Raw genomic sequence first — 13,927 nt, forward strand, 5'->3', positions numbered from 1 at the left:
AGGGGCTTGTACGGGATTCCCGGATCAGCCCCTTTGCTATCCCTGAAGGAGACCAATCATGATCTATAAATGGAAAAGACTTGGGGAGAATTCCCTGTTCCTTGCACCGAGCATCATTCTGACGCTCACTCTCGGCATCTATCCTCTATTCTGGATGCTGCGCTATATGTTCTACGATTATGCCGGATATGGCGAGGCGCTGTTCATCGGGCTGGACAATTTCAGCCGGCTGCTGCGGGATAGCCTGTTCTGGGAGTCGGTCGGCAACACCTTCATTTATGCCGGAGGGAAGCTACTGCTGACCCTGCCGCTGTCGCTGCTGCTGGCTGTTATTCTCAACGGCCGATTGCGCGGGTCGAATTTGCTCCGGGGAATTTACTTTATGCCGACAGTCATTAGTACTGCGGTCATCTCCGTTGTTTTTTATAACATCTTCAATTCCTATAACGGTATGGTTAACACAGTTCTGATGAAGCTGCATCTCGTCTCCCAGCCGGTCGACTGGCTTGGTCCGAAGCACGCCATGCTGACGGTTATTCTTGTGGCGGTGTGGGGTGCCGTCGGGAACTATATGCTGCTATTTCTCGCCGGGCTGCAGAGCATTCCGCAGGACCTGTACGAGAGCGCGTCCATCGACGGAGCGAACGCCGGAAGACGCTTCTGGAATATTACGCTTCCGATGCTGGCTCCGGTAGCCCAGATGGTCATTATGCTGGCGATTATCGCTTCCCTGAAGGGCTATGAGAGCATCATGGTCATCACCGAAGGCGGACCGATCGGCAAAACGGAAGTCATGTATCTCTATCTCTACAAGCTGCTATTCCCTGTATCCACCGGTTCACCGGTAACGCAGCAGCTCGGTTACGGCAGCGCCGTGGGCTTCGCCACCGCTGTGATTGTCGGAGCGGTAACCGGCCTGTATTTCTTCTTCAGCCGCAAAATGAACAAGGTGTATTAGGAGGCTTATCCATATGAACGAATCTGTGATATCCAAGCAGCCCGGAAGGCGGCCGCAGACGGTGGACCGGACGCCCGGTACTGCCGGGAGAATCGTAACCCGGACAGTGATGTGGCTTTTCCTGCTGGCAACGGCGGTCCTGACCTTGTTTCCGCTGCTGATGACTCTGACCGGTTCCTTGAAGACCGGGGCTGAGATGATGACGGGCGGAACTCTTTTTCCCGCCAAGCTACAATTCAATAACTATGCTGAAGCCTGGAAGCAGGCCAATTTCGCCCGCTATACCTGGAACAGTGCATTTATGAGCGTAATGGTGACGGTGGGGACGCTGCTGGTGGCCTCGATGGCTGCTTATGTAGTGGACCGGCGTGATTTTCCGGGGAAAAGAATATATGTAACGGTGCAGGCGTCCATGATGTTCATTTCAGTCGGGGCCATTGTCTTGCGCCCGCAGTTCGATCTGATGGTTGCGCTGAATCTGAATACTACGCTGTGGGGGGTTATTCTGATTCTGGTCAGCGCCCATTCCAGCACCTTCTTCATGCTGCAGGGCTTCTTCAAAGCGATTCCCCGGGAGCTGGATGAGGCCGCAATGGTGGACGGCTCGGGTTTCATCCGCACCTTTTTCCGCATCATTCTGCCGCTCTTGACCCCTGGGCTTGGGGTGGCCGGATTGTTCGCCTTCCGCCATGCCTGGAACGAATACATTCTGCCGCTGGTGTTCACGATGACCAATCCGAAGCTGCAGACACTGACGGTCGGGCTGGCGAATCTCCGCTATGGCTCTTCGGCTGCGATGCAGATTCACCTGATGATGGCCGGGGCCTGTCTGTCCATCCTGCCAATGCTGCTGGCGTATATTCTGGCGAATAAAACCTTCATTCAGGTGACGGCGGGTTCGGTGAAGGGGTAATAAACTTTAAGATAAGCTTATGCTTCCGAAGCGAGTTTTGCGAGGTGGATTCAGGTGAAGCTACGCTATCAAAACTTTTAGGAGGATAACAATGAATTACGGACATATTACAGTACCGCAGGCAGAGGTGCCGGTCTCCCGCGAGGTGGATGTGTTGGTCATCGGCGGCGGGGCGGCAGGGATTGCCGCTGCCATCTCGGCGGCCGAAGGCGGGGCCAGCACCATGATTGTGGAGCAGCGCGGGTATCTGGGCGGAATGGGGACCGTGGCGCTGGTGCCTGCCTTCTGTCCCTATACGGACAAGGTCAAGCCGATTATCCGCGGCCTGGGCCTGAAGCTGATGGAGCGGATGAAGCAGGCCTGTGATCCGGGCTATCAGGAGGAATACCGCGAACAGCTGGACTGGGTGCCGATTGATCCTGAAGTGTTGAAGCGCGTCTATGACAATGCGGTACTGGAGAGCGGTGTGACGCCGCTGTTCCACACCTTTGTCTACGATGTGGTGCGTTCTCCGGACGGCCAGACCATAGAGGGCGTAATGATTGTCAACAAATCCGGAAGATCCTTCATCCGCTGCCGTTATATCATCGACTGCACCGGGGACGGCGACATTGCTGCCCTGTCGGGTGTGCCGTTCCAGAAGGGGGGCGGAGACGGGGAGCTTCAGCCTGGCAGCATGTGTTATCTGCTGGCGAATGTAGACCGTCCAAGATTCAGCCGCTTCCTGGCGGAGACGGGAGATACAGGTCAATTGCACCGGACGGTGGAGCAGGCCATCCTGGAAGGAGCGCTGCCGGAAGGCCGCAAATCGATCTCCGGCCTGGCCTGGGTGAGCGATCAGCTGGTCGGCGTTAACTTCGGCCATGTGTTCGGGGTGGACGGAACGAAGGCTGAGGACCTGACACGCGGAGCCATTGAAGGCCGCCGGACGGTGCTGCGGCAGCTTGAATTCTTCCGCAAGTATGTGCCGGGCTTCGAACAGGCGCATCTGGTGGCAAGCGGAGAGCAGCTTGGCATCCGGGAGACGCGGCGTATCCAGGGCGATTATACGCTGACTGTGGACGACTTCGTGGCCGCGCGTTCTTTTCCTGACGATATAGCGCGCAATGCCTACTATATTGACATTCATCTGGCGACAAGCAAAAGTGATATGACCTTCAATCATCTGCCGCCGGGAGTCTCCCACGGGGTGCCTTACCGGGTGATGCTGCCGGTGGGCATCCGCAATCTGTGGGTGGCGGGACGTTCGGTGTCCTCGGACCGGGCGGTGCAAGGCTCCCTGCGCGTCATGCCGAACTGCTTCTCGATGGGCCAGGCCTGCGGGACGGCAGCAACGCTTGCGCTCCGGGACGGCACGGATTCCCGCAGCATCTCGGTTCCTGAGCTGCAGCAGCGCCTGCTGGAGCAGGATGTGTGGCTCGGGGAGAATTTCGCTCCCGGGGCAGCGGATCAGGAAGCGGGGCAGGCGCAGTGAGCGGCGCGGAAAATTTGAAGAGCGCCGAGAGTGGGAAGATCGGGAAGAGCGGGAAGAGCGGGAAGAGCGAGAAGAGCGTGGAGAGTGTGGAGAGCGGGAAGAGTGTGGGGAACGTGGAGAACGTGAGGAGTGTGGAGAGCGGGAAGAGTGTGGGGAACGTGGAGAGTGTGGAGAGCGGGAAGAGCCTGGAGCGCGTGGACAGTGTGGAGAGCGTGGGGAACGGGAAGAGGGAGAAGGACGAGAGGAGCGTGGAGAGTGTGGAGAGCGGGAAGAGTGTGGGGAACGTGGAGAGTGTGGAGAGCGGGAAGAACGTGAGGAACGTGGAGAGCGTAGAGAACGTGAGGAGCCTCCCTTTGCTGGAGGATTGGTTTCATGGGGCGGTCTCGCTGGAGCACCGGCAGGAGGGGATCAAGCCCTGGCGGATTCCGTTCCGGGACTATGATCTATATCCGCCGGATGGGATCGGCGGCAAGGCGGAGATCTGCTCCGGTATCCGTCTGCGGCTGTCCACCGATTCCGGGACCCTCCTCCTCTTGTTTGAACCGCTTGCGGAGGACGCTTCACTGGATTGTGTGGCTGACGGCCGGCTGGTGCAGACGCTCCGGCTTGCTGCGCAGTCTGCGGAGGCCCGCTTCACCGGGCTTCCCCCTGGTGTGAAGGAGCTGGAAATCTATCTGCCGCAGAACACCGGCATGACGATCAGCGGTCTTGCCATTGATGATGATGCCGTTGCCGAACCGCTGGCAGACCTGCGGCCCCGCTGGGTGACGTATGGAAGCTCGATTACCCAGTGCGTAGCGGCTTCTAGCCCGTCGCGCACCTGGCCGGTGATCGCCGCCGGGGAGATCGGCTATCACTTGACCAATCTCGGCTTCTCCGGCAACTGCCTGATGGAGCCGATGGCGGGCCGGCTGATCCGTGATCTGCCGGCTGACCTGATTACCTTGTGCGTCGGCGTGAACATCTACGGCGCAGTGTCCTCCAGCCCGCGGATGTTCAAGCCGCTGCTGATCGGCCTGCTGGAGACGATCCGGGAGAAGCATACAGAGACACCTATGGTGGTCATCTCGCCTATTTACGGAACGGAGCGAGAGACGGAGGAGAATCCGCTAGGCTTCACCCTGCCGCTGATGCGCCGGGAGATCGCGGATACAGTGAAGCTGCTGCAGGCGCGGGGAGACCGCCATCTGCATTACCTCGATGGGCTGGAGTGGTTCGGTACGGCGGACGGAAACCTGCTGACCGATGGTCTGCACCCCGGTCCTGAGGGCTATGAGCTGCTGGGCAGCCGCTTCAGCGGCAGGTTGGCAGCAGCGCTTCAGGGCGAAATGCTGCACCAGTAGAGCATCAACTTTAAAAATTGTAAGATGAACCTCAGGGGTGTTAAAGGCTGAGCATGAGCATCAAGCTAGATGTTGGGCTGATCCTGCACCCGTTACCGCTTTCTGCTCTTACATTCAAGTAGGTTATTGTATTTCCTGCAATAGAAAATGGATTTCTGGCCGTAAAATGAGATTCTATTGTATTTCATACAGTAGAATGTTGTGTTTTGGGTGAAAACTGGCCTTTGTTCAACATTCAATTGTACGGAATACAATAGATTCACTTTCGAAGTCTTTTTTACAGTATTCTAATGTACAAAATGCAGTTACTATCGTTCCAGCGCCTAAGCATCCGAATGACTGCTGCGCGAATGAGACGCTGGCTCGTTAAGGTCCGGTGATGGTCCCATATTCACAATATTAAATCTGATGCTGCACCAGTAGAGCATCCAATCTCACTCTGAGGGTTTGCTATGACCCGATTAAGTACCAGCAATAGGCTTAAGTGTATTTTGTACAACTAAATCTTCTGATGTACCGCTGAATATGCATTTAGTTGTATTTCATACATTTAAACTGGCATCCTACCTGGGTTATCGCCCATTCCGGCAGATTTAGTTGTACAAAGTACAGCTAGAAGAGGCGAACCTTTCTTTTCACGGTTTTTAGATGTACAGAATACAACTATCGCCGAATACTCGGTTCAAATGCAACTTTAACGTTACCATAATTATTAACTAAATTCAGTCCTTGTGCTCTATGCTCTACTAGCTGAAAATGGAAGATTTCATGTGAACATTTTATAGATTAACTATGCAAGATGATGCATAATAGGGGATGCAAAGACACTGGTTGCGCTTTCATCTATTAACTTACAGAGGGGAATCTGCACAATGAACGATCTGACGACAGGAACGCTGACTTCAAGTCCGGTGATGGTCCGGCATCCGCTTAACCCGATTCTGAAGCCTTCTGATGTACCCTATGGACCGGCGATGGTATTCAACGCCGGGGTGACGAAATTCAAGGGCAGATATGTCATGGTGTTCCGCAATGACTACGGGGATGAGAGCAAGGGAATCGTCGCTCCTCATCATACAACCAATCTGGGGCTGGCCTTCAGCGATGACGGCGTAAGCTGGGAGGTACAGCCGGAGCCTTGCTGGTCCTGGCATGATGAAGAGGTGGTCCGGGTGTATGACCCGCGCCTGAGTGTCGTCGGAGACCGCTGTTATATGTGCTTCGCAGTCGATACGCGCCACGGGCTGCGCGGCGGGATCGCTGTCACTGACGATTTCTCCACTTTTGAGGTGCTAAGCCTGTCGCTGCCGGATAACCGCAACATGGTGCTCTTCCCGGAAACCATCGGAGGCAAGTATGTAAGGCTGGAGCGCCCGCTTCCGGTCTACAGCCGGGGCGGCCGCGACCGCTTCGATATGTGGATGAGCGATTCCCCCGATCTGAAGTACTGGGGGAACCATAAGCTGCTGCTGGCCGTGGAGCAAGTGGCTTATGCCAACGATAAGGTAGGTCCAGGTGCGCCTCCGGTGAAGACGGACAAGGGCTGGCTTACCACCTTCCATGCAGTGGATCTCGATCCTGCCCGGGGCAAGAACGGCTGGGAGGACACCTGGAAGAAGCGCTACACCGCCGGAATTATGCTGCTGGATCTGGAAGATCCGAGCAAGATTATCGGCCGGGCGGAAGCCCCTCTGCTGGTGCCGGAGGCAGCGTATGAAATTTCAGGCGGCTTCCGCAACGATGTCATTTTCCCCGGCGGGATGATCCTGGAGGACTCGGGCGAGGTCAAAATCTATTACGGTGCAGCCGATACGGTGGAATGCCTGGCCACGGCCCATGTAGACGATCTGCTCAGGCTTTGCCTGGAGGAAAAAAAGTGATAATTATATAGATTGAACTAAAAAATTCAAGTTAAGGGAAAAGTGGCGGAGGGGAATTTTGGAACTGGAGGAGCGGTAGCGTCCGCCTGAAAGCTTTCCGCAGGAAAGCTCGCATCGTAAGCATCAGCAGTCTGCGGATTACAACCGTTAAAAACGGGATAAATCAAGAAATCTGCAGAAGGGCAGTGGCCGGAAGTCCAAAACTTCTCTGGAGTCACGGTTAATCCTAAAACCCAAAAATCATTAGTTCAATTTATATAGACCGGTTATATAGGCAGGGGGCCTTCCGTTATACGGGGGGCCTCTTGCCTATGTACATATGCAGCGGAATCCGCTGAAATCTCACGCCCTATCTTGACGCCGGGCCGGAGCAGCCGTATCGTACAAGTGACAAGAACCGATAACCAAAGGGAGGTACAAGGTACATGCTTCAGAAGGAAAAGCTATGAATACATTCACAGCCTATGGCCGGCAGCTCGGGCGGCAGATCGCCGGCAGGTATTACCGGATATCCATCAAACAGAGGATTCTGTTCTCGTTCATCGTGCTGATCACGCTGTCCATCGGTGCAATGGGCACCTTCTCATATTGGATTGCCGCGCAGGAGATCGAGGATAATGCTTACGCCGGCAGCCGGGAGACCGTAAGCAAAACGGCCCAGCTGCTGGATTCCCGCCTGAATGATGTAGCGCTGTCTGTACAGTCCCTGATGCTGAGCGATGCGTACCGCAAGATGATGCTCGATGTGTTCAGCCATGAGGTGTCGAATTACTATGTACACCTGTCCGATCTGCAATATGTCCTCTCTCAGGCAATGTTCAATCAGCCGATCATTGAGAGTGTGCTAATCGTAACCCCGATTGGCGATTTCTATCCCACTACGCAGATCCGGGCGCAGGACAACTCGTTCTACGGCTCGGAATTATATGATCTGAGCAAGGAGCAGCCGGGCGGCTACTGGGCCAAAGGACATTATGACCGGTTGTTCACAGGCAGCCAGAGGGTGGTCTCCTTCGTAGTCCGGGGAATTTATGAATACCCTTACACGCCGATCAGCAATGTATTTATTGTGGTCAATATCAGGGAGAGCCGGATCGATGAGCTGCTGAATACAGGCGGAGAACAAGCAGGGAGAAATTATTATCTGGTGAGCGGGGAAGGAGAGGCTGTGGTGGAGTCCCGCTGGCCGTTCCGGGGCAGGTTCCCCTGGAAGCCGGTGCTTGTCGAAGCCGGAAAAGCGGCCGATCCGCAGGATCACTACTATAGCTATGGCGGCAAGGAATATCTGGTGAATTATACAAGCTCAGCCGTATCACACGACTGGATCATCTCCGGCATGCAGTCGCGGGACCAGCTGCTGGGCAAGCTGCAGCGGGTGCAGCGGATCACCCTCTATGTCATCGTTGTTTTCCTGCTGGCGACCTGGCTCATTTCGAATAAGCTGACATCTGTACTGCTGAAGCCCCTGTTCAAGCTGCGGCGGCTGATGCGCAGAGTCGAAGAGAACCAGCTCAGTGTGGTGTATGAGAGCCGTTATGAGGATGAGGTTGCCCAGGTCGGCTTTCAGTTCAACCGGATGATGTCGGAGATTAAGACGCTGATTGCGGATGTGAAGACCAAGGAGGAGGGCAAGCGGCATGCAGAGATACGTGCCCTTACGGCGCAGATGGAGCCGCACTTTCTGTACAATACGCTCAATACCATCTATTGCAAATCGGTCATGGGCGAGAATGACGATGTGAATGAGATGATCCTGTCGTTGTCGCAGATGTTCCAGATCGGACTCAGCGGCGGCAAGGATCTGATTACCCTTGCGGATGAGCTGTCCCATATGCGGCAGTATTTTGCCATTCAGCAGAAATGCTATGAAGGTCTGTTCGAATACACGGTGACGGTAGAGGACGAGGCCCTGCTGTCCTGCCTGCTGCCGAAGATTATCCTGCAGCCGGTGGTGGAGAACAGCATTCAGCATGGCTTCAGCGACCGGACCATAGGAGGCAGGATAGACATCACGGTCAGCCGGGAGCAGGGGATGCTGCATATTTGCATTACCGACAACGGACGGGGACTTGATGCTGCACAGGTCAAGCAGGGGATGGCCACGGCTCCGCAGTCGAGGAAAGGTTATGCCCTGTTCAATATCAGGCACCGGCTGGCGCTGTATTACGGGGAAGAAGCCCGTATGGATGTGGGCGGCGAGCCGGGTAATGGATCGCGGACGGATCTGTGGATTCCGCCTAGGGAGGAGAGTTGAAGGATGGAACGGAAGCTGGAGCCGGAAAGGTTCAAATTATGTGTAATCGACGATATCAAAAGTGTGGTGGAGATGGTCTCGCGCAAGCCGCCGTGGCAGGAGTACGGCATTGAGGTCGCCGGTACGGCGCTTGACGGCGAAGCGGGGCTGCAGATCATCCGCGAGACCCGTCCGGACATTGTGCTGACGGATATCCGCATGCCAAGAATGGACGGCCTGCAGATGACCCGGGCGATTCTGGAGGTGCTGCCGGATTGCAAGATTATTATTCTCAGCGCCTACTCGGAGTTCTCTTATGCCCAGGAAGCGATCCGGCTGGGGGCACTTGATTTCGTGAAGAAGCCCTTTTCCCTGGAGGAGATTGTGAATGCAGTTCTGAAGGCCAGGGAGCTGTGCCGGGAGGAGCGTCAGGAGACGGCCAGACTTGCTGTGATGGAGGCGAGAATCAGGGAAAGTCTGCCTATTCTCCGCCAGGAATATCTCACCTTCCTGCTGCACCACCAGACGACAGAGACAGATGCCCGTTCCCGCTGGGCCTATCTTGATATCCCGCTGGACCAGCATGATTTCTTCGTGTTTGTCGCCGAGATCGATCATTTCGCGGAGAAGCTGGGCGGCCAGCCTGTGCAGGAGGTCGAGCTGCTAAGGTTCAGCCTGCACAATATTCTCGAAGAGACGATTTCCGCCTGGACCCGCGGCATTATTATCCGGGAGGCGACAGACCGGTACGTCTGCATCATGAACGGCTCGGACCCGGAGACCGCCGCATTGATTACGGAGGCCTGCTGTACGAATGTAAGCCGTTTCTCGCGTCATACCATTTCTATTGGCGTGGGGCTGGGCACGGCGGCGATTCAGGGGCTGGGTACGGCGTACAGGCAGGCGCTGAGCGCCCTGGGGTATCATTTCTATACCGGGGGCAACGGGGTATATCATTACAGCAATATCGAGAATAAACCACTCTCGCTTCACAGCTATTCCGCCGCCGCCGAGCAGGAGCTGCTGTTCGCCCTGCGTTCCGGCAATTCCGCCAAAAGCCTGCAGGTGCTGGACCAGTTGTTCGCGGAGCTGCTGGACAGCGGACTTTTGCCTGAGCCGCGTTATGTGGAAAGTGTCGGCTATGAGCTGAGCTCCAGGATCTGCCGGGTCCTGCTGGAGCAGTTCCCTTACGGGCAGGTGGAGCCGCTGGAGCTCCGAATTTCCGCCCTGAAGAACCTGATGCATCCTTCCCTTCAAGATATCCGGGACCTGCTGTCCTGGCTGTGCCGGGAGGCCTGTGCGCTGGTTACGGAGGCCCGTTCTCTGGAGTCCACACGGATTATCCGCCAAGCCGTCGAATACATCCATGGTCATCTGGACACGGGGCTGTCACTGGAGCAGATGGCGAAGCAGATTAACCTTAGCCAGGGGTATTTCTCCAATCTGTTCAAGAAGGTGCAGGGAATTTCGTTCCAGCAGTATGTGATGCATGAGAAGATGGAGAAGGCGAAGGCGATGCTGATCAGCGGCCGGCAGGTTCAGGAGATCGCCCAGGATCTCGGGTATGAGCACAGGCGCTATTTCAGTGAGGTATTCAAGAAATATACGAGCATGACTCCGTCGGAGTTCAAATTGCATTATATTGGAAAAGAATAGCGATCAGCAGGGGAGGAATTTCCGCAGGGCGGAGAATGCCTCCCCTGTTTGTATACAACTCCTACAGAAATCTGCCCTTAATGTGGGCTTACCCGCCTTATCTGAATCCGCCTATAGAACTATAATCAAGTTGTAAGCGAATACAGCAGGGTATATAAGGGGGCACTACCAATGATGAAGCGTACGCTAATGACATCTCTGAGCCTGGTCCTGGCACTCGGCTTGGCAGCCTGCGGCAATGGTAACAGCGGCGGCGGCAATGCAGCTGAAGGCAAGGGAGAAGGGGCGAAGGCCGGTTCGGGGGAAAAAACTAAAATCAGCTATTGGACAGGCGACCGCCACGATGCGGATTTTATAAAGGAGAAGGTAGCCGAGTTCAACGCATCCAATCCTGACGGGATTGAAGTGGAGCTGGTCGTCAAGGGCGATGACTTTGATACCGCACTCGATCTGTCCTTCCAGACCTCGGATGCGCCGGATGTGATCCGGGCGAAGGAGAATACCATCCAGACCTTCTACAAAAAAGGCTTTCTCGCTCCGATTGACGAGTTCCTGAGCGATGAGATGAAGACGAAATTCCCGGCCATGCCGGATCTGAATGAATTTGACGGCAAGCGTTACAGTCTGCCGAACTACGGAACGACCATGCGTCTGGTGTACAACAAGGATCTGTTCGCCAAAGCGGGCATTGAGCATCCGCCGACTACCTTACAGGAGCTGGTGGATACAGCCAAGAAACTGACCGAAGCCGGCAAAGCGGACGGCGCTTACGGCTTCGCCCTTAACTTCAAGAACCCCGGCAGTGCGTTCGCACGTTCGGCGCGGGTGGTTGCGGAGATGAGCGGCTATGGCGGCTTCGGGTATGATTTCAAGACGGCCCGCTATGACTTCAGCGGCTTCGAGCCGATCATCAATGCTTTTAAGCAGATCAAGGACGACGGCAGCATGCTGCCGGGTGTAGAATCGCTGGATATTGATCCGCTGCGGGCACAGTTTGCGGAAGGCAAGATCGGAATGTACATGTCCTACTCCTCGGAACCGGGCGTCTACAAGAATCAGTTCCCGGCCAAGATTGACTGGGCGGCTGCTCCAGTTCCGACCATCGACGGCAATGTGAAGGGGGCTTCCGGCTTCCTCGGGGGCCAATGGCTGGCGCTCAGCTCGAAATCAGAGCATAAAGAAGCAGCCTGGAAGTTCATGGAGTTCATGTACGGCGATCAGGTGCTGACGGATTATCAGGAAAAAGGCTTCGGCATCTCCATGGTTCCGTCCATCAGCGCAGCAGCCAAGACACCGGATGTGAACGGCATCGAAGGCTTCCTGCCGAACAAGTACGATGGAGTGTGGCCGGTCTATCCGTCTGTAGCACCGGAAGGCATGAAATCGGATGACGCCTTCTTCAAATATATGCTGAACGGCGGCGACCTGAAGGCGATTATCGCTGATCTGAACAAACGCTATAATGCTGCACTGGACAGTGTGATTGCGAATGACGGCGTGAAGGCCGAGCCGGATGCCGGCTTTGATCCCGCCGCTCTGGGCGGCAAGTTCGCCAAATAGACAAAAGGTTAGGGATAGAGATATATAGGCCGGGATAGCGGGGGATGAGGGAGCAGCTTCCTCATCCCTCTGCTCTGGCCGTAAAGGAAAGGAGCCGGAAGAAACCAGATGAACAAAACGAAACATGCCTTATTTTCATACAGCTTTATCTTTCCAAGTGCCTTGCTTACGTTGGTCCTCGGGATTTACCCGATTGCCTGGGCGTTCCGCTATATGTTCTATGATTACAAAGGGTTTGGAACGGCGCGGTTTACCGGTCTGGCCAATTTCAGCCGCATTCTGAAGGATACCCAGTTCTGGGATTCGGTGGTGAATACATTTGTTTATGCAGGCGGCAAGCTGCTGATCACCATTCCGCTGGCCCTGCTGCTGGCCGCCATATTGAACCGGGGGCTGCGGGGCAGACAGCTGCTGCGGGGGATTTTCTTCATGCCTACCGTCATCAGTACCGCGGTAATGGCCGTAGTCTTCTTCACGATTTTCAACTCATATAACGGAATTCTCAACCAGTTCCTGATCCGCTCGGGCCTCTCCGATTCGGGTGTGGACTGGCTGGGGCCGAAATATGCCATGCTCACTGTCATCCTGGTTGCGGCCTGGGGGGCGGTCGGCAATTACATGCTGCTCTTCCTCGCCGGTCTGCAGAATATTCCCGAGGATGTGTACGAGGCTTCTTCTCTGGACGGGGCAGGCAAAATCCAGCAGTTCCGCTATGTCACCCTGCCGATGCTCGGACCTGTCATGCAGATGGTTATTATGCTGGCGATCATTACAGCCCTGAAGGGCTACGAGAGCATCATGGTACTGACTGAAGGCGGTCCTGTAGGCAAGACGGAGGTCATGTTCCTGTATTTGTACAAATTATTTTTCCCTGTCGGCGGGGGCAGCGCGGCGGTTCAGGTCCAGGAGTTCGGATACGGCAGTGCGGTCGCCTTTGTGTCTGCGGTCATTGTAGGGATGATATCACTCATTTATTTCTACGCATCCAGACGCATGAATCAGACCGATTGAGGAGAGAGGCTATTATGAGACTAAGAACCATACTGGGCAAAATCATCCTGTGGATTTTTTTGCTGACCGTTGCATTTGTCACCCTGATTCCGGTCGTGATCACCATCCTGGGCTCCTTCAAGACCAATGCTGAGCTTACTGCGGGAGCGACTTTCCTGCCGGAGAGCTGGCACTTCTCGAACTATGCCGAAGCCTGGTCGCAGGCGAATTTCTCCAGATATACGCTGAACAGCCTGATGGTTTCTCTGGCGGCAGTGGTCGGCACGCTTCTGGTATCATCCATGGCGGCTTATGTAGTGGACCGGATGGATTTTGCCGGCAAAAAATTGTATATCGGACTGCAATCGTTCACCATGTTCGTGGCTGTAGGGGCGGTTGTGCTGCGTCCGCAGTTCGATCTGATGGTTAAGCTTCATCTGCACAACAGCCTGTGGGGCGTTATTTTGATTCTGATCTCCGCCCATGCTTCGATCTTCTTCATTCTGTTCAGCTTCATGAAGGGGATTCCCCGCGAGCTGGACGAGGCGGCGCTGATCGACGGCTGCTCTCCGGGCCGGACCTTCTGGCGGATCATTCTGCCACTGCTCGGACCCGGACTTGGCGTTGGTGCCCTGTTCACCTTCCGCGGCGCGTGGAATGAATATCTGCTGCCGCTCGTGTTCACGATGACGAAGCCGGAGCTACAGACGCTGACCGTCGGGCTGGCGAACCTGAAATACGGGATTTCGGCCGCTTCCCAGACCCACTATATGATGGCGGGCGCCTGCTTATCCATTCTGCCGATTCTCGTCGCCTATCTGTTCGCCAACAAATCCTTCATGCAGATGACGGCCGGTTCCCTGAAGGGGTAGCTGTCTTGCACTGTGCAGACTATAGACAACATGAAACACTCAGCATTC

General features: G+C 55.3%; 10 protein-coding genes. All 10 read left to right on the forward strand.

From position 1 onward, the window contains the following. Window positions 1–58 precede the first annotated feature (58 nt). Window positions 59–958 (forward strand): sugar ABC transporter permease, encoded by a 900-nt coding sequence (locus NST69_RS06670; protein WP_340955011.1) that lies wholly within the window; start codon window positions 59–61, stop codon window positions 956–958. Between the two features lie 13 nt (window positions 959–971). After that, the gene (locus NST69_RS06675; RefSeq protein ID WP_342548836.1) at window positions 972–1,871 is read left to right on the forward strand and encodes a carbohydrate ABC transporter permease; all 900 of its coding nucleotides are present in this window, start codon (window positions 972–974) and stop codon (window positions 1,869–1,871) included. Between the two features lie 91 nt (window positions 1,872–1,962). After that, window positions 1,963–3,345 (forward strand): FAD-dependent oxidoreductase, encoded by a 1,383-nt coding sequence (locus NST69_RS06680; protein WP_342548837.1) that lies wholly within the window; start codon window positions 1,963–1,965, stop codon window positions 3,343–3,345. Next, a complete protein-coding gene (locus NST69_RS06685; RefSeq protein ID WP_342548838.1) occupies window positions 3,285–4,688 on the forward strand; it encodes an SGNH/GDSL hydrolase family protein in 1,404 nt (467 codons plus the stop codon). Before NST69_RS06680 ends, NST69_RS06685 begins: the two co-directional genes overlap by 61 nt. Before the next feature lie 872 nt (window positions 4,689–5,560). Beyond that, window positions 5,561–6,568, forward strand: a complete 1,008-nt coding sequence (locus tag NST69_RS06690) for a glycoside hydrolase family 130 protein (RefSeq protein WP_342548839.1) — start codon at window positions 5,561–5,563, stop codon at window positions 6,566–6,568. A gap of 445 nt (window positions 6,569–7,013) precedes the next feature. Beyond that, entirely contained in the window at window positions 7,014–8,822 is a 1,809-nt protein-coding gene (locus tag NST69_RS06695; protein ID WP_342548840.1) for a sensor histidine kinase, read from the forward strand. A 3-nt stretch (window positions 8,823–8,825) separates the two neighbouring features. After that, on the forward strand, window positions 8,826–10,457 hold the full coding sequence (locus NST69_RS06700) for a response regulator (RefSeq protein ID WP_342548841.1): 1,632 nt from the start codon (window positions 8,826–8,828) through the stop codon (window positions 10,455–10,457). Between the two features lie 171 nt (window positions 10,458–10,628). Further along, window positions 10,629–12,017 carry a sugar ABC transporter substrate-binding protein gene (locus NST69_RS06705; RefSeq protein ID WP_342548842.1) on the forward strand — a complete coding sequence of 463 codons (1,389 nt, stop codon included), beginning with the start codon at window positions 10,629–10,631 and terminating at the stop codon, window positions 12,015–12,017. A 108-nt stretch (window positions 12,018–12,125) separates the two neighbouring features. Next, entirely contained in the window at window positions 12,126–13,028 is a 903-nt protein-coding gene (locus tag NST69_RS06710; protein ID WP_036725649.1) for a sugar ABC transporter permease, read from the forward strand. 14 nt (window positions 13,029–13,042) lie between these two features. Further along, window positions 13,043–13,879 carry a carbohydrate ABC transporter permease gene (locus tag NST69_RS06715; protein WP_036725647.1) on the forward strand — a complete coding sequence of 279 codons (837 nt, stop codon included), beginning with the start codon at window positions 13,043–13,045 and terminating at the stop codon, window positions 13,877–13,879. Window positions 13,880–13,927 lie beyond the last annotated feature (48 nt).

Origin of the sequence: Paenibacillus sp. FSL P2-0089, assembly GCF_038595095.1 — a bacterium.
GTDB classification, from domain to species: Bacteria; Bacillota; Bacilli; order Paenibacillales; family Paenibacillaceae; genus Paenibacillus_AQ; species Paenibacillus_AQ silagei.

Bases quoted from the DNA above. Each gene is read 5' to 3' on its own strand.
- NST69_RS06680 (WP_342548837.1), top strand. From the start codon at position 1,963: ATGAATTACGGACATATTACAGTACCGCAGGCAGAGGTGCCGGTCTCC.
- NST69_RS06705 (WP_342548842.1), top strand. From the start codon at position 10,629: ATGATGAAGCGTACGCTAATGACATCTCTGAGCCTGGTCCTGGCACTC.
- NST69_RS06690 (WP_342548839.1), top strand. From the start codon at position 5,561: ATGAACGATCTGACGACAGGAACGCTGACTTCAAGTCCGGTGATGGTC.
- NST69_RS06670 (WP_340955011.1), top strand. From the start codon at position 59: ATGATCTATAAATGGAAAAGACTTGGGGAGAATTCCCTGTTCCTTGCA.
- NST69_RS06695 (WP_342548840.1), top strand. From the start codon at position 7,014: ATGAATACATTCACAGCCTATGGCCGGCAGCTCGGGCGGCAGATCGCC.
- NST69_RS06700 (WP_342548841.1), top strand. From the start codon at position 8,826: ATGGAACGGAAGCTGGAGCCGGAAAGGTTCAAATTATGTGTAATCGAC.
- NST69_RS06715 (WP_036725647.1), top strand. From the start codon at position 13,043: ATGAGACTAAGAACCATACTGGGCAAAATCATCCTGTGGATTTTTTTG.
- NST69_RS06710 (WP_036725649.1), top strand. From the start codon at position 12,126: ATGAACAAAACGAAACATGCCTTATTTTCATACAGCTTTATCTTTCCA.
- NST69_RS06675 (WP_342548836.1), top strand. From the start codon at position 972: ATGAACGAATCTGTGATATCCAAGCAGCCCGGAAGGCGGCCGCAGACG.